General features: G+C 35.6%; 19 protein-coding genes. 14 read left to right on the top strand and 5 right to left on the bottom strand.

What is annotated here, in order from left to right; genetic code table 11:
- Nucleotides 1-13: 13 nt before the first annotated feature.
- The 3 genes from HZR84_01605 to HZR84_01595 are packed head-to-tail and all read left to right on the top strand — an operon-like array spanning nucleotide 14 to nucleotide 3436.
- Entirely contained in the window at nucleotides 14-1234 is a 1221-nt protein-coding gene (locus tag HZR84_01605) for an ABC transporter permease (protein QNL20696.1), read from the top strand.
- Between the two features lie 3 nt (nucleotides 1235-1237).
- A complete protein-coding gene (locus tag HZR84_01600; protein ID QNL20695.1) occupies nucleotides 1238-2569 on the top strand; it encodes a PD40 domain-containing protein in 1332 nt (443 codons plus the stop codon).
- Between the two features lie 9 nt (nucleotides 2570-2578).
- Nucleotides 2579-3436, top strand: a complete 858-nt coding sequence (locus HZR84_01595) for an alpha/beta hydrolase (protein ID QNL20694.1) — start codon at nucleotides 2579-2581, stop codon at nucleotides 3434-3436.
- On the opposite strand, the gene HZR84_01590 is transcribed toward HZR84_01595, so the two are convergent.
- Nucleotides 3427-4185, bottom strand: a complete 759-nt coding sequence (locus HZR84_01590; GenBank protein QNL20693.1) for a polyprenol monophosphomannose synthase — start codon at nucleotides 4183-4185, stop codon at nucleotides 3427-3429. The two genes, HZR84_01595 and HZR84_01590, sit on opposite strands and share 10 nt — an antisense overlap.
- A gap of 71 nt (nucleotides 4186-4256) precedes the next feature.
- Between HZR84_01590 and HZR84_01585 the strand changes: the two genes are divergently transcribed.
- The 5 genes from HZR84_01585 (at nucleotide 4257) to menA (ending at nucleotide 9093) form a co-directional block, all read left to right on the top strand.
- Nucleotides 4257-4766 carry an HAD-IIIA family hydrolase gene (locus HZR84_01585; GenBank protein QNL20692.1) on the top strand — a complete coding sequence of 170 codons (510 nt, stop codon included), beginning with the start codon at nucleotides 4257-4259 and terminating at the stop codon, nucleotides 4764-4766.
- A gap of 111 nt (nucleotides 4767-4877) precedes the next feature.
- The gene (locus HZR84_01580; protein QNL20691.1) at nucleotides 4878-5831 is read left to right on the top strand and encodes an arginase; all 954 of its coding nucleotides are present in this window, start codon (nucleotides 4878-4880) and stop codon (nucleotides 5829-5831) included.
- Nucleotides 5828-7618 carry an arginine--tRNA ligase gene (locus HZR84_01575; GenBank protein ID QNL20690.1) on the top strand — a complete coding sequence of 597 codons (1791 nt, stop codon included), beginning with the start codon at nucleotides 5828-5830 and terminating at the stop codon, nucleotides 7616-7618. Before HZR84_01580 ends, HZR84_01575 begins: the two co-directional genes overlap by 4 nt.
- 2 nt (nucleotides 7619-7620) lie before the next feature.
- Entirely contained in the window at nucleotides 7621-8193 is a 573-nt protein-coding gene (locus tag HZR84_01570; GenBank protein ID QNL20689.1) for a glutathione peroxidase, read from the top strand.
- Nucleotides 8194-9093, top strand: a complete 900-nt coding sequence (gene menA / locus HZR84_01565) for a 1,4-dihydroxy-2-naphthoate octaprenyltransferase (protein QNL20688.1) — start codon at nucleotides 8194-8196, stop codon at nucleotides 9091-9093.
- Nucleotides 9094-9144: 51 nt separating this feature from the next.
- Here the strand turns inward: menA and pckA are convergent, their stop codons facing one another.
- Nucleotides 9145-10752 carry a phosphoenolpyruvate carboxykinase (ATP) gene (gene pckA, locus HZR84_01560; protein QNL20687.1) on the bottom strand — a complete coding sequence of 536 codons (1608 nt, stop codon included), beginning with the start codon at nucleotides 10750-10752 and terminating at the stop codon, nucleotides 9145-9147.
- Nucleotides 10753-10929: 177 nt separating this feature from the next.
- On the opposite strand from pckA, the gene HZR84_01555 reads away from it, so the two are divergent.
- Complete coding sequence (locus HZR84_01555) at nucleotides 10930-12447, top strand: MFS transporter (protein QNL20686.1); 1518 nt, start codon at nucleotides 10930-10932, stop codon at nucleotides 12445-12447.
- Between the two features lie 36 nt (nucleotides 12448-12483).
- Here HZR84_01555 and HZR84_01550 read toward each other — a convergent pair whose 3' ends face one another.
- On the bottom strand, nucleotides 12484-13260 hold the full coding sequence (locus HZR84_01550) for a DUF1295 domain-containing protein (protein QNL20685.1): 777 nt from the start codon (nucleotides 13258-13260) through the stop codon (nucleotides 12484-12486).
- Nucleotides 13261-13324: 64 nt separating this feature from the next.
- Here HZR84_01550 and HZR84_01545 point away from each other — a divergent pair, with 64 nt between their 5' ends.
- Entirely contained in the window at nucleotides 13325-14566 is a 1242-nt protein-coding gene (locus HZR84_01545; protein ID QNL20684.1) for a hypothetical protein, read from the top strand.
- Nucleotides 14567-14603: 37 nt separating this feature from the next.
- Nucleotides 14604-15767, top strand: a complete 1164-nt coding sequence (locus HZR84_01540; protein QNL20683.1) for a glycosyltransferase family 4 protein — start codon at nucleotides 14604-14606, stop codon at nucleotides 15765-15767.
- On the opposite strand, the gene HZR84_01535 is transcribed toward HZR84_01540, so the two are convergent.
- Nucleotides 15764-16546, bottom strand: a complete 783-nt coding sequence (locus HZR84_01535; GenBank protein QNL20682.1) for an MOSC N-terminal beta barrel domain-containing protein — start codon at nucleotides 16544-16546, stop codon at nucleotides 15764-15766. The genes HZR84_01540 and HZR84_01535 overlap by 4 nt on opposite strands.
- Nucleotides 16547-16642: 96 nt before the next feature.
- On the opposite strand from HZR84_01535, the gene HZR84_01530 reads away from it, so the two are divergent.
- The gene (locus tag HZR84_01530; protein QNL20681.1) at nucleotides 16643-18010 is read left to right on the top strand and encodes an NAD-dependent succinate-semialdehyde dehydrogenase; all 1368 of its coding nucleotides are present in this window, start codon (nucleotides 16643-16645) and stop codon (nucleotides 18008-18010) included.
- Here the strand turns inward: HZR84_01530 and HZR84_01525 are convergent.
- Nucleotides 18007-18651, bottom strand: coding sequence for a YdcF family protein (locus HZR84_01525; protein QNL20680.1), 645 nt, complete (start codon nucleotides 18649-18651; stop codon nucleotides 18007-18009). The two genes, HZR84_01530 and HZR84_01525, sit on opposite strands and share 4 nt — an antisense overlap.
- 207 nt (nucleotides 18652-18858) lie before the next feature.
- On the opposite strand from HZR84_01525, the gene HZR84_01520 reads away from it, so the two are divergent.
- Complete coding sequence (locus HZR84_01520) at nucleotides 18859-19566, top strand: OmpA family protein (protein ID QNL20679.1); 708 nt, start codon at nucleotides 18859-18861, stop codon at nucleotides 19564-19566.
- Nucleotides 19567-19965: 399 nt separating this feature from the next.
- Nucleotides 19966-21627, top strand: a complete 1662-nt coding sequence (locus HZR84_01515) for a HAMP domain-containing histidine kinase (GenBank protein ID QNL20678.1) — start codon at nucleotides 19966-19968, stop codon at nucleotides 21625-21627.
- Nucleotides 21628-21794: the final 167 nt, after the last annotated feature.

Below are 21794 nucleotides of genomic sequence, written 5' to 3'. Positions count from 1 at the left end.
TTAATATCTAAGCTTGAAGAATCTTAATACTTTTATTGCAAGACGTATAAATTCCGGAAAAGCCAGTGCTTTTACTCCAATTGTTATGCGAATTGCCATAGGAAGTGTAGCCATTGGTATAGCGATCATGGTATTGTCTTTTTGTATTCTCGAAGGATTTAAAAGCAATATTAAGGATACAATCCTAAGCTTTACAGGTCATATGGAAATCACACGCTTCAGTTTGACCAATATTTATGATAATCCTCCGATTTCTTCAAATTCAGAAATATATAAAAACGCAAAAAGCATTCCGAATGTAAAAGACATCCAAAAATTTGCCTATAAAGCCGGATTGCTTAAAACTGATAAAGACACCAAAGGTGTAATTATGAAAGGTATTGATCGCGATTATAACTGGTCGAGATTTGATAAAAATATTAAAAAAGGCAAAGCTATTTATTTACCTGATAGCAATTATTCAAAAGAAATAATGATCAGCGAGAGTTTGTCAAAACTTCTATTACTTGATACGGGTATGGATGTCCTGCTTTATTTTATTCAGGAACCGGTAAGGACTAGAAAACTCAGAATTTCCGGAATTTATAAAACCGGATTGGAAGATTTCGACGATAATGTGATTATCGGGGATCTGAAACTCATCCAAAGACTCAACAATTGGAATGATAGCCTGGTGGGCGGTTTTGAACTGTTTATTTCTGAATACGACAATCTCAATCAGACTTCAGAAGAGGTTTTTGAATTAATTGATTATTCCATGCAAATAGAATTAGTGGAAGATAAATATCCTCAAATATTTGAATGGATGAGTCTTTTAAACCGCAATGTGGCATTGATCATTGGTATAATACTGGTTGTGGCTACTTTTAACATGATCGCTACTTTGATTGTATTGATCATGGAAAGAACCAATATGATTGGTGTACTGAAGGCACTGGGAGCACAGGATTCTAATGTAAAACGTATTTTTATCAACAATGGCTTAATTATTATGGCTAAAGGCCTTTTATATGGTAATTCCATCGCGCTTGTCCTTGCCGCTCTGCAATTCTATTTTGAAGTTATTCCCTTGAATGCCGACAATTACTATATGGATGCAGTTCCCATTCAATTTGTATGGCCTTACATTATCGGAGTTAATTTACTTTCGGTCTTAATCATTGGGATATTTTTATGGATTCCAGTTGAAATAATATCAAGAATCAAACCGGTAAATGCAATTAAATTTAGTTAGACAATGAAATTGAACAGAACAGCAAAACTTGAAATTGTTTTAGCCGTTTTGGCAATGCTGTCTGCCCTGATATTGATTTCAGGCCATCATGTTTATTCTTATATTTTAGTTACTTCAACCACATTGCTAACAGGAATCTGGTTTTTGAAAAGCATAAATAAGTCTCAGTTCGGTGCCATTCCCTGGTATGCTTTTATTTTCATTCTGCCAATGCTAATTGTTCCCCTGGGGTTTTCTCTGAAACTATCGATTATAGAAGGTGGAGCTTTTGTATTATTTATTGGTATATCACTTTCTCTCATTGCGATAGCAGCCTTGTTTATATTAGTATTAACGGTGAGGAAAAATTTGACTTACCTAAAAAATGTATCCATTCGTTTGATTCCTGCAGTGGTATTAGGAATCATCGTTTATTTTACCCCTCAGATGCAGATTATTGAAATGGTTTATTCATCTGATCCCGACAGAATTGAATTTTTAGAAAATAAATTATCGAATCCTTATGCCGGCAAAGAGAAAAAACAAAGTATTGCATTTGTCAGCAATAGAAATGGGAATTCGGATATTTATGAAATACAAACCGATGGCACAAATCTAAATCCATTGCTTAACGGTAATTCAAATCAGTGGTCGCCAAGGGCCACAATCGATGGTAATTATTTGTACTATTTGGATGATAAGGATTCAATCCAGGCCATTTACCGATATAATTTGCGAAATGATGAAAATGAATTCATTAAGGAAATAATATTTGATGACTTTTATTTTCAAGTACATCCCCTCGAGAACAAAATTGTAGCTCATGACACCATCGAGGGTTACTTTCAGTTATTCATCCATGATTTTGATAATAATTCTGTTCAACGGATAAGTTTTGATTCCTCCAATAATAAGAAGCCTTTATTCATGAACGACGGCTATAGAATAGTTTTTCAAAGCGACAGAAATGGCAATGAAGATTTATTTATGTTAAACCTTAAAAATGATTCTCTTATAAATCTGACTAATTCGGAATGGAATGAGTGCAATCCTTCTGTAAGTCCATATGATGATGTAATTGTATTTCATTCGGATAAGGACAGTCTTGATTACATCAATTTATATTATCTCGAGCTCAATTCCGGCGAAATAGGGCAGTTGACCAATTCACCGGGAATGGAAATAATGGCAACATTTAGTCCGGATGCTAAAGATCTTGTCTTTGGAAGTAATAGAGACGATAACTGGGAGATTTACCTGATGAGCAACCGTGGAAAATTTAAAGACCGACTTACAAATCATCCGTCTTTTGACGGAGATGCCATTTATATTAATCGCCCTTATCTCAAAAAATAATATAGCCAAATGAAAAAAAGAGCTTTATTGATCAGTCTTGTAATCATAGCTCTTTTTATCATTTTTTTGAATAGCTGCATGCAATTCCGTATAAGTGATGAAGTCGTCCGGCGGGAATTTAATGAAACTGGAATTTCCGTTGGTATTCACTATTTCCAATTTGAAAACAGTCAGATCAGATATATAAAAACCGGAAGAGACAGGCAAAACCTTATAATATTTATCCATGGTGCTCCGGGTTCATCGCAGGATTATTATCATTTTCTCATGGACAGTACAATGGTTTCGATTTGTAGTATGGTGGCGATTGATAGGCCCGGTTATGGATATTCCGATTTTGGCAAATCTGAAAAGTCCATTAAACGGCAGGCGGAAATGCTAAAAAAACTGATAAATGAAGAATTGAGTTCTTTTGGGAATATCGTTCTTATTGGACATTCATTTGGAGGACCAATAGCCGGAATAATGGCTTACCAAAATGATACTCTAATCGATAAAGTTATAATGCTGGCCCCGGCAATTGATCCGGATAGGGAAATCATATTCTGGATTTCTTATTTGGCCAAGTGGCCACCTTTCAGATGGCTAACACCAAGGGTTTGGACAGTGGCTTCAGATGAAAAATTCAGTCATAAAGCAGCCTTATCCGAAATTGAAGGAATGTGGGCTGAAATATCAACCAATATAGTACATGTTCATGGCACAAAAGACATTTTGGTACCTTATGAAAATGTTTGGTTTACAGAAAAGAATATTCCCGAAGAATACCTGGAAATAAAAACAATTAAGGGCGCTAACCATTTTTTGCCATGGACACACCCAGAGCTGATTAAAAAGTTAATTATTGAGTCTTTAAATCAGGACTGAGATTTATTGCTGCTTTCCTCGCGTATGTATTTGGTAAACCAACTTTCCATTTTCAATTGAATTACACCAAAAAATGCTTCTTTAAAAATTCGCTTTGACATTTTTGAGGTGCCCTTGGTTCTGTCTGTAAATATTATCGGTACTTCCTTGATTTTAAAGCCGTATTTCCATGTTTTAAATTTCATTTCAATTTGAAAGGCGTAGCCTACAAAACGAATTTTATCTAGATCAATGGTTTCCAGCACCTTTCTTGAATAACAAATAAAACCAGCTGTAGCATCATTGATTGGCATGCTCGTGATGAATTGCACATATTTACTTGCAAAGAATGACATCAACACTCTTCCCATTGGCCAGTTAACCACATTTACGCCTGTGACATATCTGGAACCTATGGCCATATCATTACCCTCTTCTGCAATTGCTTTTCTGAGGTCAGAGAGAGAGTTAGGGTCATGGGAAAAATCAGCATCCATTTCATAGATCATCTCATAGCCATTTTCAAGGGCGTATTTAAATCCTGTTATATATGCTGTACCCAAACCCATTTTTCCGGGTCTCTCAAGCATAAACAATCTTTCGGCAAATTCGGATTGCAATTGCTTTACCTTGTCGGCTGTTCCATCAGGTGATCCGTCATCTACAATTAAAATGTGAAAAATGGAAGACACATCGAATGTTTTTCGAATAATACCTTCAATATTGTCGATCTCATTATAAGTCGGTATGATTACCAGGCTATCTTTCAATTGGCTTAAATCGATTTTAATTTTGGCGCTAAGATAACGATTGAAAGGACTTTATTGTATAAATTGTAATTATGAATAAATGTGTTTTTCTTGACAGAGATGGTGTATTGAATCAGGAACGCGGTGAATATACTTTCAATGTGGAGGATTTTGTCATAATTAAAGGAGTAAAAGCAGCGTTGGAGAAATTAAAGAAATCGAAATTCTTATTAATCGTTATTACCAATCAGGGAGGCATAGCGAAAGGCTTATATACAAAAGAACATGTTCATAATTGTCACATATTTCTTCAGGAACAATGCGATCATATTTTAGATGATATGTTTTATTCACCTTATCACCCTGATTTTACTCAAAGCATTTCAAGAAAACCGGATACTTTAATGTTTGAACGGGCTATTTCAAAATACAAAATTGATGTTTCCAATTCGTGGATGGTGGGAGATAGCGATCGCGATATTGTCTCGGCGGAAAAAATTGGCATAAAAGGCTTAAGAGTAAACAAGCCCTGGGAAAAAAACGAGAGACATTTCGCAAATCTTAGTGAAGCCGTCGAAACAATTCTCAAATACCGGGAATAATTGAAATGATTCTTTTCTGAGAATTCAAAAATTCATCTAAAAATCTGATATTTGCAGCCATTTTGAAAAGGCATGAGTAGTGTCTTAGAATGAAAAATCTTTTTACGATTAATGAAGTCCATTGAATTTATTGAAGTGCCCTCAGAATTAGGAGCAGGTACCAGGGGGGCAAGCTTAGGTGTTGACGCACTTAAGGTTTCCGCTAGAAATAAGAAGTCCAGACTCTTTGCTAAATACAAGTCATCAAAATTAACGCATCGAAATCACGATTTGGATTTACCACCCCAGAACCCGAATGGCAAATACATAGAAGGGATATTAGAAGTTGGAGAAAAACATGCTCAAAACGTGACTAAAGTCATTAATGAACAAATTTTCCCTTTGATTCTATCCGGAGATCACTCTATGGCTTATGCCAGTATTGCCGGAATAAAAAGAGCATTTCCCGATAAACGTTTGGGTATAATTTGGATCGATGCGCATGCGGATTTGCATTCACCATACACCAGCCCAAGTGGCAATATGCACGGAATGCCCTTGGCTATGGCTGCTGCTGAGGATAATCAGGATTGCCGAATAAACAATCCTAAAAAAGAAACTATCGATAAATGGAATAAAATTAAAAATCTTGGAATTGAGGGTCCAAAGTATAATTACAAAGATGTTGTTTTTATAGCTGTTAGATCAACAGAAAAACCTGAGCAATATTTAATAGATAAAAATTCCATGTTAAACATTCCTGTTGAGGAATTAAGGGAAACCGGGTTAGATGCGGCAATTGAGAAAACCAAAAAGCGATTGAATAATTGTGACATAGTATATATATCCTTTGATGTTGACAGCATGGATCCAAGCCTCAGTAGAGGAACCGGAACGCCGGTTGACAACGGTTTAAGTCATGAAGAAGCAATTGAATTGAACTCAAAATTGATTTCCTGGGAAAAAGTTGTTGCATGGGAAATGGTTGAAATAAACCCAACACTGGATGAACTCAACAAAATGGCAAATTTGGCATTTGAGGTTTTCGATAAAACAGTTCATGAACTTGAAAAAAGAAAGGGATGATCAAGGAAACCCAATTAAAAAATGACATTCTCAATATATTGAATGATGATTTTTCAATCAAGGATCAGAATATTGAATTGCTCATTCAACCTACTAAAAAAGAATTTCAAGGTAATATTACCATCGTAACTTTTCCACTGACCAGACTACTAAGAAAAAAACCCGAAGAAATAGCAGAATCAATTGGCTCAAAACTTAAAGAAAAGGCTATAGTTGCTGATTATAATGTAGTGAAGGGGTTTTTAAATCTTAGTTTAAAAAACCGAGACTGGGTATCATTTCTTAACAATATTGCATTTGATAATTCATGGCCAAATATTGACAATGGTGACAAACTATATGTTGTTGAATACTCATCTCCAAATACCAATAAGCCACTTCACCTAGGTCATTTGAGAAATAATTTCCTGGGATGGTCTGTTTCGGAACTCTTAAAGTTTGCAGGGAATAAAGTAAAAAAAGTCCAGATAATTAACGATCGTGGGATCCACATATGCAAGTCCATGCTTGCCTGGAAAAAATTTGGTAAAGGGGAAACACCCGAATCTTCCGGGTTAAAAGGTGATAAACTCGTTGGTAAATATTATGTAGAATATGACAAAAAATACAAAGCCGAAGTTGAAAAACTGATTGAGTCCGGCTATGAAAAAACAAGAGCAGAAAAGGAAGCGCCCATATTAAAAGAAGCCCAGGAAATGCTTAAGAAATGGGAGAAAGGTGATGAAGAGGTCAATGAGCTATGGAAAAAAATGAATTCATGGGTTTACAAAGGATTCGATTCCACTTATGATCTCATTGGTGTAGATTTTGATCAACTCTATTATGAATCTGAAACTTATCTCAAAGGTAGGGACATAGTAATGCAAGGACTTGAAAAAGGGATTTTCAGAAAAAAAGAAGATGGCTCTGTTTGGGTAGACTTGAGCGATGAAGGCCTCGATGAAAAACTCTTGTTGAGAGCAGATGGGACCTCGGTGTATATGACCCAAGACATTGGAACAGCAATTCAGAGGTATGAAGATTTCCCAAATCTTAATGGTATTGTTTATACCGTCGGGAATGAACAGGAATATCATTTTAAAGTCCTGTTCAAAATACTTGAAAAGCTAGGTTACGAATGGGCATCAAAATGCTATCATCTTTCATATGGTATGGTGGATTTGCCTTCAGGTAAAATGAAGTCGAGGGAAGGAACAGTTGTTGATGCTGACGATTTGGTAATGGAAATGCAAAATACAGCAGAGAGGCACACCAAAGAACTGGGTAAAATTGAAGATTTTGAAAGTGAAGAAGCACAATCACTTTATCATAATCTCGGTCTTGGAGCATTGAAGTTCTTTCTTCTAAAAGTAGATCCGAAGAAAAGAATGTTATTTGACCCAGAAGAATCTATTCAATTTCAAGGTCATACAGGTCCATTCATTCAATATACACATGCTAGAATTCAGGCAATTTTAAGAAGAGCAAAGACTGAAACAATTGAATTCAGCAACCTAAACCTGGAGATGGAAGCAGAGCTAAGCCAATCAGAAAGGGAAGTGCTATTTATCATATCATTATTTGAAGATAGAATTATTGAGGCGGCTAAAGCCTTTGATCCATCATTAATAGCAAATTATGTTTACGATCTGTCCAAAGAATACAATCGTTTTTATGCAGATTCTCCAATATTTAATGAAGAAAACAATGATATGATAAAGTTTAGGCTGGCACTGTCTCAGATCACTGCTCAAACAATAAAAAAGGCGATGGGTTTATTGGGTATTCAGGTACCAGACAAAATGTAATTATGAAAAAGATAAGTTTCCTTTATTTAGTATTTGTTTTATTCACTGCTTGTTTTAACAAGTCCACATCAAGACCGGGAAATATGAGTGAAAATAATTCGTCAGACTTTTACAGTTTTAAATTAAAATCGATTGAAGGAGATTTAATTAATTTTAGTAAGTATCAGGGAAAAAAGGTGATGCTGGTTAATGTAGCATCGAAATGTGGCTATACACCTCAATATGCTGAATTACAGGAATTACATGAAAAGCACGGAGATAGAGTTGTAATCTTGGGTTTTCCTGCAAATAATTTTGGTTCACAGGAACCAGGGAACAATTCTGAAATAGCATTATTTTGTCGAAGAAATTATGGTGTGGAATTTCAAATGTTTGAAAAGATATCTGTAAAAGGAGTCGACATGCATCCATTATATCAGTGGTTATCCACAAAAGAATTAAACGGTTGGAACGAGGATGCGCCCAATTGGAATTTTTGCAAGTATCTCGTCAATGAGAAAGGTGAATTGACTCATTTTTTTCAATCTGGGGTAAAACCGATGGGCGATAAAATTTTAAATGCAATTAAAGAATAATTGGCTTCACTAAAGCACTGGATAGTAGCGGCCCGGTTCAGAACATTACCATTGTCTTTCGCTTCGATTTTGGCCGGCTCAGCGATAACAGCAGGCAGAATTGAATTTAAATACGAAGTCTTTTTTCTGACTTTAACAACAACACTGTTACTTCAGATTTTATCAAATTTTGCCAATGACTATGGCGATTCCATTCACGGTGCAGATCACAAGGGTAGGAAAGGACCTGAAAGGATGGTTTCGGGCGGACAGATATCTGTTTCTTCCATGAAGTGGGCGATAATTATTTTTGCTTTTTTATCCTTTATTTCAGGAGTCTTGTTATTGTATTTGTCTTTCCCAAAGAATGAATTGATCAAAGTTGTTTCCATGTTTGTTTTAGGACTTTTATCAATTTGGGCAGCAATTAATTATACAGCCGGTAGAAATCCATACGGTTATGCCGGATGGGGTGACTTATTTGTGTTGGTATTTTTTGGGATTATCGGGGTTATGGGAACTGCCTTTCTTCAAATTCGGGAACTGATATTATCCGATGTTTTACCGGCAATATCATTTGGGCTATTCTCTGTAGCTGTTTTAAATGTCAACAATATGAGAGATATTGAGAGCGATAAGCAAGCGGGAAAATTCTCAATTCCAGTACGGATCGGATACAGATCTGCAAAAATTTATCACAGCTTTTTAATTATTATTCCACAAGTAATTTTAGTTTCCTACGCCAATCATAATAGTTACTCGGGTTATGAATGGTCATTTATGATTGTTTTCCCTATCCTTTGGCTTCACCTTGTGAAAGTCTGGAAAACCGATGATAACCATAAGCTCGATTCGCAATTAAAAGTTGTAGCGCTCAGTTCCTTTTTAATGTCAGCTTTGATGTTTATTTCCAGACTATAAAAAAAGCCCTTTTCAGGGCTTTGTGATTGTTATAATTAATCCTTGTAAATATTAAACCATGGCTTTTGGCGCACCGGCCATAATATCGGCGTTGGCAAAGTCTTCGTACTTTTGAAAGTTTTCCACAAATGCTCTGGCCAATTGATTGGCCTTATTATCATAGGCATCTTTGTCTGTCCAGGTATTTCTAGGATTTAGAATTTCAGAAGGGACATTCGGACATGATTTTGGTACATCCAATCCAAAAATAGGGTGTTTTTCAAATTCAACATTATTAATCTGACCTTTCAGCGCAGCGGTAATCATAGCCCGGGTATATGATAATTTCATTCGAGATCCCACACCGAATGGTCCACCGGTCCAGCCGGTATTAATGAGCCAAACATTTACTTTGTGCTCGTCCATTTTCTTTCCTAGCATTTCGGCATATTTTGTTGGATGTAAAGGAAGAAACGGACTTCCAAAACAAGCTGAAAAAGTAGTAACCGGATCTGTAATTCCGGCTTCAGTACCGGCTACTTTTGCCGTATATCCGGAAATAAAATGATACATGGCCTGTCCTTTTTGCAATTTTGAAATTGGTGGCAAAACACCAAATGCATCACAAGTAAGGAAGAAAATATTATCAGGAATTTTTCCAATTGAAGGTTCTACAGCATTGCTAATATGATCAATGGGATAAGCAGATCTTGTGTTTTCCGTAACAGAGGAATTGGTATAGTCAACCTGGCTGGTTCCAGGTAGAAATCTGGTATTTTCAACAATGGCTCCAAATTTAATTGCATCCCAGATTTCGGGTTCTTTTTCTCTTGTCAAGTCAATGACCTTGGCATAACAACCACCTTCAAAGTTAAACACTGAGTTTTTTGTCCATCCATGTTCATCATCTCCGATCAATCCGCGATTTGGATCGGCGCTCAATGTGGTTTTACCAGTACCGGATAAGCCAAAAAACACAGCAGTATCTCCATCTTCACCAATGTTGGCAGAGCAATGCATTGAAAGCACGTTTTTTTCATGTGGCAAGATATAATTCATCACCGAGAACATGCCTTTTTTCATCTCACCGGAATAAGCAGTTCCGCCGATCAGAATCATTTTCTTTTTAAAATTTATAATGGCAAAATTTTCCTGTCTTGTGCCGTCAACTTCAGGGTCGGCTTTAAAATCAGGTGCGCAAATTATTGTGAATGTGGGATCAAAACCTTTAAGCTCTTCTTTTGAAGGTCTCAAAAACATATTGTTACAAAAAAGATTATGCCAGGCCAATGTATTAATAACTCTAAGACTTAATCTGTAATTGGGGTCGGCACCAACATAAGCATCCCGGACATACAATTTTTGTCCTTCGAGAAACTTTAACATTTTGTCCTGTAAACCATCAAAATGCGCAGAAGAAATAGGAATATTAACTGGTCCCCACCAAACGGAATCTTTTGTGGTTTCGTCTTCAACTACGAAACGGTCTTTAGGAGATCTACCTGTAAATGTCCCGGTATCGCACATAAATGCGCCGTTGTCTGTAAGCACACCTTCGCTATTTTTAATTCCTTCTTCCACCAGTTGAGAAGGAGTAAGTTGGTATTTAATTTCAGAGGCTTTGCCAATACCCATTTTGATAAACTCGTCTTTCAGAGCCTGGTCAACGTTTGAAGTCATTGTTTTTAGTTTTTTATCAGGCCGCAAAAATAAACATAAAAGATGATCCATCCCTGATAAAAATCACTTTGTATATAAATCATTCAATTTTTAAGAATTTGACGAGAATCATAAATTTTGGAAAATAATTTGCATCATTGTACTTTTTGAAAGAATTAGAAACTAAATGCTTACTAAATGACAGATTCACCGCAAAATGAGGGACCTTCTTCTCTGCCTTCTACAAAAACATTTTTAGGCCACCCAAGAGGTCTTATGATCTTGTTTTTCTCCGAAATGTGGGAGAGGTTTTGTTATTATGGGATGAGGGCACTTTTGACCCTTTATCTTATTGATTCAATCATGAAAGGTAATAATGAAGCCTTTGGAATATATGGTGCCTATACGGCATTGGTTTATGCGGCACCGGTAATAGCCGGGAAAGTCGCAGACAAAATTCTGGGATACAGAATTGCAATCATTCTCGGTGGAATTTTAATGTCCATTGGAGAATTTTTAATACTCGGAGGTTCAGAATCCTGGTTGTACATCGGAATGGCTACAATTATAGTTGGAAACGGGTATTTCAAGGCTAATATATCTTCGGTGGTAGGTAAACTCTATGAAGAAAACGACCCACGAAGAGATTCAGGATTTACTATTTTCTACATAGGTATTAACGTCGGTGCATTCTTAGCTACGACAATTGTTGCTCAAATTGGTAGTGTATATGGCTATAGATGGGGTTTTGCAATGGCAGGTGTTGGTATGATGGCCGGATTTCTGATTTTTTATTTAGGCAGAAAATTGGTCTACCCACATGCAGAGCCACCTAATCCTCAAAAACTTTACGCCCCTTTCCTAGGGCCATTAAATCTTCAGACTGTTACCATTTTGGCATCTCTTGCGGTAATACCCATGCTTTATGTGCTATTTACTTATTATACTGTCGTAGGCTGGTTACTTGCTGCCACCGCAATTTATGTGGTCTTTAATTTATTAAGTACTGCATTTAGTAGCGATAATGTTCAAAGGGATAAAATATTTATGTTGATTATATTGATGTTATTCAATGTGGTATTTTGGGCCTTCTTTGAGCAGGCGGGGACATCTTTGACCATATTTGCTCGTGATCATATCAACAGGACTTTTGCCTGGTTGGGCAATTGGGAAATGGCTGCTGCAACCACACAATTTTACAATCCATTTTTCATATTGGTATTGGGGTCAATTTTTTCCTGGATGTGGGTCAAACTGGATAAAATGAAAATGAATCCAAATATTCCGGCCAAATTTGGCTTGGGCATTGCATTTCTTGGATTTGGGTATTTACTCGTTCCACTTTCTCCTGTAAGCGCAACTTTTTTGATTCCACATATCATAATCATTCTATTGTACTTTTTCCATACCACTGGAGAGCTTTTTATATCTCCGATCGGTTTGTCCATGGTCACCAAATTGGCACCAAAGGATTTAACCGGAACAGTAATGGGCGCCTGGTTCTTAACTTTTGCAGGAGCAAATTTTCTTGCTGGTCAAATTGCTCAGTTAACTGGAACGGTTGAAGGTGGAGATGGCGTAGAGTTGACCAGAGCTGAGAGCTTTATGGTCTATGAAGAAGTTTATACAAATATCGGACTTTTCGCCATGGGCACGGGATTATTTCTAATTCTGATTTCTCCCGTCTTGAAGAAACTATTACACGGCGTGAGGTAAATTATAAATTTTAGAAAGAAAAAAGTCCTTCTGATTTCAGGAGGGCTTTTTTTTTAAATATGGAAAGAGAATTGAAGTGTCTTTTTCGATTTCTTTCCAATCCTTTCTGAGTTTCCATTTTTCTTCCAATACTGGAATAGATATGAAGCGAATAATTAAATGAATACAAAGGGCCCCGAGAAGTCCTAAATAGCCATATTCAAAGGGTAGTGAAAAAAATCCTATACCCCACCATAGTATGATTTCCCCCAAATAATTGGGATGTCGAGATATTGACCACAGGCCACTATTTATTAAATGCCCGCTGTTTTTGTCATCTTTTTTAAAGTTTCTGAGCTGTAAATCAGCACTAACTTCTAATATGAATCCAATAAAAAAAATCAGAATACCGGGAATGAAATAAATAAAGGAATAATCTGTTGAACTGAATTTAATGGTTACATAAATGGGTAATGATACGATGAGCATTATTATTCCCTGCAAAATAAAAACCCTAAAATAGCCTTGTATTTCGGGATGGGGCTGCCATTTTTTTCTCCAATTGGCATATCTAAAATCTTCACCTTTGCCGATATTTCTAATTCCTATATGAAATGCGAGACGTAAGGCCCAGAGAGTGACAAGAGCGGAAATTGTTAAAGAAAAGATATTATAATTACGGGTATAAATAATTGCCATTATGGCGATTAACACAAAACCGGGCCCCCAGACGATATCTATAATCGACCAGTTTTTAATTATTGTAGCAAGGATATAGAATAAACTCACGTAAATTAAAACACCAAGAGCCAGATATTGTATAAGATCGATCATAAAATCATAACCGCAAAAGACTTAATCTGTTCAATCGCGTTTAAAGCAATTTAATTTATTATTTTTGAAGAAGCGATACAGGACTATGAAAATACTTTCTTTCTGCTTTTTATCATTTCTAATCTTATTCAAAGTAAATGCCCAAAGTGTAGATTTTAGCGGTGTTTATACCCATGAATTTGAAGGAGAAACAAGCTATCTTGAGATTGTCCAACAGGATGGTCAAATTTCCGGAGAATTGCACGATTACAGAGGTATATATTATTTACACGGTTCTGTGGAAGAAAAGAGAGGTAAAGGATTGATCAATCTGGGAGACAATGCCCATTTTTTTGAAATGGATATTTTGGGTGATCACCTTCATCTCTATATTATTGATATGACAGATTTTGGCGAACCCAATTATGCGACGCAATACGATTTGATGTTTCTACCTGATTCTTCGGCCAAAAAACCTCAAAAGACTTTGCATAATCCGTTTTCAGGAATTAGCAAAGGAGGAAATGATGCCAATTACATTTCAGCCGGCCGTATCAGTGCTCCATATCTCGGTTTGGAATTTAATATACCAAAAGGTTTTAAAGCAGAAAATAACAACAGCGATATCATTCTGATTCCCACTTCCGGTTTTGGTTTCATAATGATTTTCAGACACGATTTTAAAGAAATGTCACAACTGAAATCATTTTTAAGCAAGGGTTATTCTGATGAAGAGATGAATTTGATCATAACCAATATTCAAAATCAAACTGACAGTCTGATTTCATTTGATGCAAAAGGGTATTTTGAAGGCTATAAAGTTCAGGTTGAGGGAATTTCAAATATTGGAGATTATGGCCACGGAGTGATCATGTTTTATGTCATGAAGGAAGATGAGTATTTATCCACAGCTAATTCTGAATTGGAGCTAATCATTAACACCATGTCATTTTTCCCAATCACAAAACATCCTCTTGCCGAAAGGTGGTCTTATGATTTGAAAGGAAAGAGCCTCAAATTTGGAAAAGGAAGTACCTCTGATGTGGTATCATCTGAAATATTAAAGACGACTGCCTGGATCAACCTGTGTCCTGATATGACCTTCAAAATGGTAGAGCCAGGAAAAGATGGAAAAAGAAAAGTTATAGAAGGGGATTGGAATGTTGAAGTTCACTATGGAGTGCCGCATTTAAACCTAATGAGTTCTGCGGATAAGGTTCAAACATATCGTTTGTTTCATGAAAATGGCAGGTTGCTCATGAATAAAGAACGTTGGATTGTTCTTAAAGGCTTTGAATCCGAATGCGAGGATAATGAGAAAAATTAGCCGTTAACAATTTGCCATTTCAAAGCCAAAAACCCTATTGCGAATAATCTCTATTCATACTTTTTATAAAAATCACGGTGGTGGTGAAGATGTGGTTTTTAACAATGAGGCTAAGTTATTACGCGATAATGGCCATGATGTAGAATGCCTTGTCTTTTCAAATGAAAGCATTGGAGGCAGAATATCTCAAATAGTTTATTTTTTTAAAAGTATATACAATTCGAGAAGTGCATGGGTATTAAAAAAACGAATTCGTGCATTTCAACCGGATATTATACACGTACACAATACCTTTTTTGTTGCCTCACCTGCGGTATTTCGTGTGGCAAAAAAATATGGTATTCCTGTGGTGCATACCTTGCATAATTACCGGCTCATTTGTCCTAGCGCAACGCTCTATCACAATGGAAAGATTTATACCGAAAGTACAGATAAGCTATTCCCTATAAAGGCTATTCTTCGAAAAATTTACAGAGAATCAATGCTTCAAACAACGTTAGTTGTGCTGATAACGGCAATTCATAAGTTAGCCGGAACCTATAAAAACTGTATTGACCGCTTTATAATTTTAAATAATTTTTCTAAACCAATTTTTGAAAAATCATCATTGCGAATCGATAAAAACAAAATGGTTTTCAAACCCAATTATGTGGATGAACCGACAATAGTAAGTTCTAAAAAAGAAGACTATTATATCTTTCTTGGAAGATTGACCCAAGAAAAGGGAGTTTTGACAATGCTGGAAGCCTTTAAGTCTTCCGGATTGAAAATAAAAATATTCGGATCGGGTGAATTAGAACATCAGGTTTTAAACGCCTCTGAAAGGAATGAAAATATTGAATTTCATGGCTTTAAAGAACGTTCTGAATTAATGCAATTAATTTCAAGCGCAAAGGCCCTTATTTTTCCATCTGAATGGTACGAAACTTTTGGTTTGACAATTATTGAAGCATTTTCGGTTGGAACACCGGTAATTGTCTCTGATATCGGAGGCCATTCAGAGTTGGTTTTAGAAGGAATCAATGGGTTTCATTTTAAAGCTGGCGATCCCGAGGATCTCAATTCAGTTTTAGAAAAGTTTGAGGACCATGAAAACAAAGACCAGATGTCAATAAATGCTAAAAAAGAATATGCATTGAAATATACACCTGAAAAAAACTATAATCATTTAATTGAGATATACAATTCTTTGATCCATTAGTGTCTGTTCAGGATATCCCCGCATTTAATATTGCCGGATTCCGGATTGCTCACCAGTGTATTTATTGCAAACATATAATAATGCGGGAAGAGCTTTTTATCCACTGAAACCGATACATTATTCTTTCTTTTTTCTGTGAATGTTTTCTGAAAACCCCTGTAGATTTTACCATCAATCGAGTTTCTGGTAGGCACAGGACATCGGGGGCAAGGTTTTACAGCTTGGAATTCAATATTTCCCAATTGAAATAAACCGTGTTTCATATCACTTAATAAAAGTTCATCTTCCCAAAAACCATCCAGGTCGGCATCCAATTCTATATTGCCTCTAAATCTTCTTCTCAGTTCATTAATACTCAATTCGGGAAACCAGCATTTAACCAGTTCCAATGATTGATAACTGTAAATAGTAGGGCCGGGCCTTTTTCTGTCATCCGGGTAACCCATTTCACTATTTCTGTGAAGCTTAACTTTCTTTTTAAAATATTCTGAAAACCATTCTTCTATTAAGTCGATTTCATCAAAAAGGTTAAAGCTTAATTTATTGTTTGCGTTTTTTAGATTTAAAAGGCCTTTATCCAGGTCAAAATCGGATCTGAGCTTAATTATTTCAGGATAATTTTTAGCATTAATGTATTCGCCATTGAAATCCTTAAATGCAAAAAGCCGGTCATTTACTAGACCTCCGCTTCTATTAAATGCAATATTATCTATCTTAACACCGTCTAATGATTTGATAGGATAGATATAAATTGACTTTATCTTTGCTCTTTCAGTCATTGAGATTTTGAAATTAAAGAATTGCAATGTCTAAATTATTCCACGGAGAATTTTTTATTCGCATTATCTGCTATCTCTCAAATCAGGTTTTAAATTATGAAAAAAATAAAATCCATTAATCCCTACAATTCTGAAGTTCTAAAAGAATATGATCAGCTTACGGATGAAGAGGTGTTAAAAATTCTAGAAAAAACCTCTGTAGCTTATGAAGATTGGCGCGAATCTAGTTTACAGGAAAAAAGTTCTTTTCTTATAAATGCATCCGAATATTTAATGGAGCATCAGGGACGGTTTGCTAAAATAATAAGTTTGGAAATGGGCAAACCCATAAGAGAAGCCCTCGCAGAAGTTGAAAAATGTTCCTGGGTATGCCGGTATTATGTACATCATGCCGCAGAACATCTTGAGGATGTGGAAATTGAAACAGAAGCCCAAAAGAGTTATATTCATTATCAACCTTTAGGAGGGATTCTTGCTGTTATGCCCTGGAATTTCCCATTTTGGCAGGTTTTCAGATTTGCAGCCCCAGCGGTAATGGCGGGCAACGTTTGCGTACTGAAACATGCTTCGAATGTGCCGCAGTGCAGTATGGCCATTGAAGAAGTTTTTGAAAAAAGTGGATTTCCAAAAGGTGTATTTCAATCATTGCTTATCGATAATACGCAAGTAGAAAACATCATTTCTCACCGTTCAATTGCTGCTGTTACCCTCACAGGAAGTGAACAAGCCGGAAGTATTGTTGCGGGGATGGCTGGGAAATACATTAAGAAATCGGTAATGGAACTTGGTGGTTCGGATCCCTTTATAGTATTAGAGGATGCAGATTTAGATTTAGCGGTTGAAAAAGCAATAGATTCGAGAATGATAAATACAGGTCAGAGTTGTATTGCTGCAAAACGATTTATTATTGTAAAGGAGGTCTATGAAGAATTCAAAAAGAAGGTCTTGGAAAGAGTAAAAAACTTAAAAGTTGGAAACCAGATGGACGAACAAAACCAGCTCGGTCCAATGGCGCGTCCCGACCTTGCCTCAGGACTTTGGGATCAGGTTGAAAAAAGTATTAATAAAGGTGCAAAAGCAATTATTCCAGGTAAAAAACCTGAAAACGGGAGTTCTGTTTTTCACCCTGTAGTATTGGAAAATATCAAACCGGGAATTCCGGCATTCGATGAAGAGCTTTTCGGTCCGGTATTCTGTTTAATGCGTGTTGAAAATGAAGAGAAGGCTATTTCCTTTGCAAACAATAGTGTTTTTGGCCTTGGAGCTTCTCTATGGACAAAAAACAAAATAAAGGCAGCCACCTTAGCTGCTAAAATCAATAGCGGTGCTGTTTTTATTAATGAAATGGTGAAATCAGACCCAAGACTTCCATTTGGAGGTATTAAAAAATCAGGGTATGGTAGAGAATTATCAGCTTTGGGAATCAGAGAATTTGTAAATGCAAAGACTATTTGGATCAATTAGATGTATCCTGCGATTTTATAAACTATTATCCCCAGCCATTCTTTGATTAATAGATTCCAAAGATGAAATGCATCGCTTTTGGGAATAAATGTTTGTACCGGCGACCAGTTTATCTCATTACCATAATAGTCAGTCGGGAAAGCTGTGACTTGAATTCCTTCTTTTTCAAAACAAGCTTTGGCTCGTTTCATATGAAAGGCAGAAGTAATCAGTAAAAACTTGCCTCCTTTGTATTTTCTATTAATTATTTCTCTGGAAGCCTTGGCATTTTCATGCGTATTTCTTGAATTTGCTTCAAGCAAAATTGAATCTCGGGGAATGCCCATATTCAAAAGAAAAGGCATAACTGATCTGGCTTCACTTATTTTTTCACCTACAATTCTCGATGAACCCCCACTTAATAAAAGGCATTGCGATTTGCCGATTTTATATATTTCTATAGCATGAATTAGTCTATCTGCGCCTTTAACAAAATGTACGCGATCCCGCGGCGGCCTGCTGGCATTACTAAAGCCTCCGAGCACAATTACTAGATCATAATTCTCAAGTTCAGAATAGCTTTTTGGAGCCGGTTCCCAGTTATTGTACAATTGATTGATAAGAAAAGGATTGCTAAAAGTAATAAGGAGAAGAAAAGCCAAAAGATATAATCTTGAAGCCCTTTTCTTATTTTTGTGAAAGATTGCTAAAAGCAAAATAATAATTATCCAATTCAGCGGTTGGATAAGAAACATAAGAATTTTAGAAACGTAAAAGAACATAGTCATAGATTATGAAATCTTTATTATTATTTGAATTTCGATTCAATATTATTGCAAAAACTTTCAATTCATTTATTAAAATAAATTTTGAATAACATTTTTAACGATCCTAAACTTAAAAAAATCTATTCCCGACTTTATATTGTTGTTGTATCCGTTTTAATTGTGTCTTGTAGTATGCCGCCGGTAGTTCTTCACACTGACAGAACCGGAAACAAGCCGATGATATGTTTTAAGAAAGCTTGCAGAAAAAAGACACATCAACATAATATGCGAAAAAAAGCGGCTAAAGAAAGATTCAAGGAAAGACAAGCACGTATAGCCAGAGGTGATACAGCCGATCGAAGAGCAGTGCAATTCGAAAGATTAGTGAAGGCTGAAAAGCAAAAAAATGTTATCTCAGATAAAGTTGAGCAAATTGATGAAGGCAAGCCGAAATGGGAAGAGAACATGACCTTTATACTCAATAATATTTATTTTGAAGTCAACAGCTCAGAACTTAAAACAGAATCATACGACCAATTGGATGAACTTGCAGATTGGTTGATAAAACATGAGCGCTCTATTATCGAAATTTCTGGCCATACCGACAGCACCGGCAATGAAAATTTTAATGAAAAGCTATCTAAAGAAAGGGTGAGATCCGTAGGACTTTATTTGATTAAAGTAAGAGGGATCAAAAAAAATCGCCTAATGGCCAAAGGTTATGGAAGTTCACATCCAATAGCAGATAATAAAACGGAAGAAGGAAGACAGAAAAACAGGAGAGTGGAATTTACTATTCTGAAAAAATAATTGTCATATGATATTCTTTAATCTATTTGACATTTAAGCCATTTTGATACTTATTCAGCTGCTAAATTACCTAGTTAGAATAGATATACGCAACTTTATTGAAATCATTTAAAAAATTGAAAATCAGTATTATATAAGATATTATTGAATTTATAATTTAATTAAATAAAGATATTTTGCTATGTATATTGTTCATATTTGGCTCTTAGCTTACATGGATTGTTTTAAATCTATCCTTTCCTAAACGCTTTCTGCTAATCGTATTAATATTGGTACTTTAAGATGCCTTTGTTATTGAATACCATTCGCGCTCGTCTTTTGTCGGGATTTTTTCTCCTGATACTAATAACCGTTGGCATTTTTAGTCTTATTTTTTACTTCTATGGGCAAATAGAAACCATGAATAAGGTTGAGGATAAAATTGACGAATTGATGATGTCAAGCCTTCACATGATGTCTTTGGATGAGCAATTTCTTAAAAATGATATAGAGAATTCTGAATTTTTTGAAAAGAGAACAAGTCCGTATCTGGTCTTCAGAGATAGTCTTGAATCTGAGATTTTCCGACAATTGTATAAATCCAAAAAAGAACCTTTAAACTCTGGTCTCGACATTAATTTTGAAAATTTGATTCTTGAATTGGAGGAATACAATAATGTATACAATGAAGTTCTTGATTTATACAGGGAAAAAGGATTTAAGGATTTTGGTGTTGAAGGAGAAATGCGGCATTGGGCAAAATTATTGGAGGATTCTGCAAGTCTGAATTTTAGAAAAGAATGGATATTATTATTGAGACGCTATGAAAAAGACTACATTATTCGAAAAGATAGTTTATACGTAAATAAATTCGAGAATTATTCTCAAAGTCTGATACAAAAATTAAACAACCAAAATAAGTATGAAGCGGGCATAGAAATTCTTAAACTTTATAGAAATAAATTCAGAGAGCTGGTTCAGCTTGATTTTACCTTGGGAATTGAACAAAACAGCGGAAAAAAGTACGATTTATTTCAAAGAAAAATTTCAACGATAAATTCATTCTCAAATCTTTCGACTTCATTCGATGACAGAGTAGCAAAAACATCTAAGAAAGCAGGAATTTGGGTTTTATCCATTACTTCTCTGGCAATATTACTTTCATTGATATTGAGTATTCTATTGGCCAATCGATTTTCAAAACCCGTAAAAAATCTATCAGAAAATATAAAAAGTTTCCTTTACAAGGATTGGAAGGCCGACCTTTTGTTGGATGAAAATATTGACATACTCGAACTCAAATCGCTAACCCAATCCTACAAAAAATTGGTTAGTCAGTTAAAAGATCAATTTGAAGAGACAATGGCTAAATCTGAAGAGCTTGATTTGCAAAATAGTAAACTCCTCAAACTGGGAGAGGAAATGGATCAGTTTGTAAGTTCCTCATCAAGTAAATTGAGAGCTCCACTTAATTCTCTACAAGGACTTACAGAGTTGATTAAACTTAAAAAACTAGACACTAATGATCCACAAACCATTGCAATGATGGAACAGGCTCTCGGTCAAATTGAAAACTATTTAGCAGAGATCAATGAGTATGTTGAATTGCGCAAAGATGAGATTCAAACCGAGCGTTTTGATTTAAAAAAATCAATTAAAAAGATAATTAGTGATAAAAGAATTAAGTCATCATTACCTGTCAATATCAGAATGGAAATCGAACCAAACCTGATGATAGACAATGATCCAAAACGTTTTTCTTTGATCATGAATCATATCATAGACAATGCATTTCAATATTATGATCGCGATTTGAATAAATTGAATTTGTTTATTTCAGCAAGGGTAGAAGGGAAGCAAGTCAGCATAGAAATACACGATGATGGACTCGGCATTGAACCTGATCAAATGGACAAGGTTTTCAAAATGTATTACAGGGCCTCACATTATTCAAAAGGATCAGGTTTGGGCCTTTATATAGCTAAAGCGAGTCTTAAAACTATGGGTGGTAAAATCGATCTTCAATCTAACATAGGAGAGGGTACAAAGGTATTTATTGTCCTGCCTCTGGAAGTCAGTTAATACTTGAGTCATATCATATCTTCTGTTGACTTTTCTTATTCTTTAAGTATTAATATTAAAATACCTTGTTTTCATTATAATGATGATAAAAAACGAAAGCAATGCCCGAGGAATCTAATATATCGAAATTGGGAAGCAGAGGTAAATCAGTTAAGCAAAAGATTCAG

The sequence above is a fragment of the Hyphobacterium sp. CCMP332 genome, assembly GCA_014323545.1.
GTDB lineage: Bacteria > Bacteroidota > Bacteroidia > Cytophagales > CCMP332 > CCMP332.
Note: the sequence above shows the minus strand (reverse complement) of the source record. Positions and strands in the feature narration are given on the sequence as shown.

What these genes read in the sequence shown, in the direction of transcription:
- HZR84_01600 (QNL20695.1), top strand. Translation starts at nt 1,238, where the DNA reads ATGAAATTGAACAGAACAGCAAAACTTGAAATTGTTTTAGCCGTTTTG.
- HZR84_01595 (QNL20694.1), top strand. Translation starts at nt 2,579, where the DNA reads ATGAAAAAAAGAGCTTTATTGATCAGTCTTGTAATCATAGCTCTTTTT.
- HZR84_01585 (QNL20692.1), top strand. Translation starts at nt 4,257, where the DNA reads ATGAATAAATGTGTTTTTCTTGACAGAGATGGTGTATTGAATCAGGAA.
- HZR84_01580 (QNL20691.1), top strand. Translation starts at nt 4,878, where the DNA reads ATGAAGTCCATTGAATTTATTGAAGTGCCCTCAGAATTAGGAGCAGGT.
- HZR84_01575 (QNL20690.1), top strand. Translation starts at nt 5,828, where the DNA reads ATGATCAAGGAAACCCAATTAAAAAATGACATTCTCAATATATTGAAT.
- HZR84_01570 (QNL20689.1), top strand. Translation starts at nt 7,621, where the DNA reads ATGAAAAAGATAAGTTTCCTTTATTTAGTATTTGTTTTATTCACTGCT.
- pckA (QNL20687.1), bottom strand. Translation starts at nt 10,752, where the DNA reads ATGACTTCAAACGTTGACCAGGCTCTGAAAGACGAGTTTATCAAAATG.
- HZR84_01555 (QNL20686.1), top strand. Translation starts at nt 10,930, where the DNA reads ATGACAGATTCACCGCAAAATGAGGGACCTTCTTCTCTGCCTTCTACA.
- HZR84_01550 (QNL20685.1), bottom strand. Translation starts at nt 13,260, where the DNA reads ATGATCGATCTTATACAATATCTGGCTCTTGGTGTTTTAATTTACGTG.
- HZR84_01535 (QNL20682.1), bottom strand. Translation starts at nt 16,546, where the DNA reads ATGACTGAAAGAGCAAAGATAAAGTCAATTTATATCTATCCTATCAAA.
- HZR84_01530 (QNL20681.1), top strand. Translation starts at nt 16,643, where the DNA reads ATGAAAAAAATAAAATCCATTAATCCCTACAATTCTGAAGTTCTAAAA.
- HZR84_01515 (QNL20678.1), top strand. Translation starts at nt 19,966, where the DNA reads ATGAATAAGGTTGAGGATAAAATTGACGAATTGATGATGTCAAGCCTT.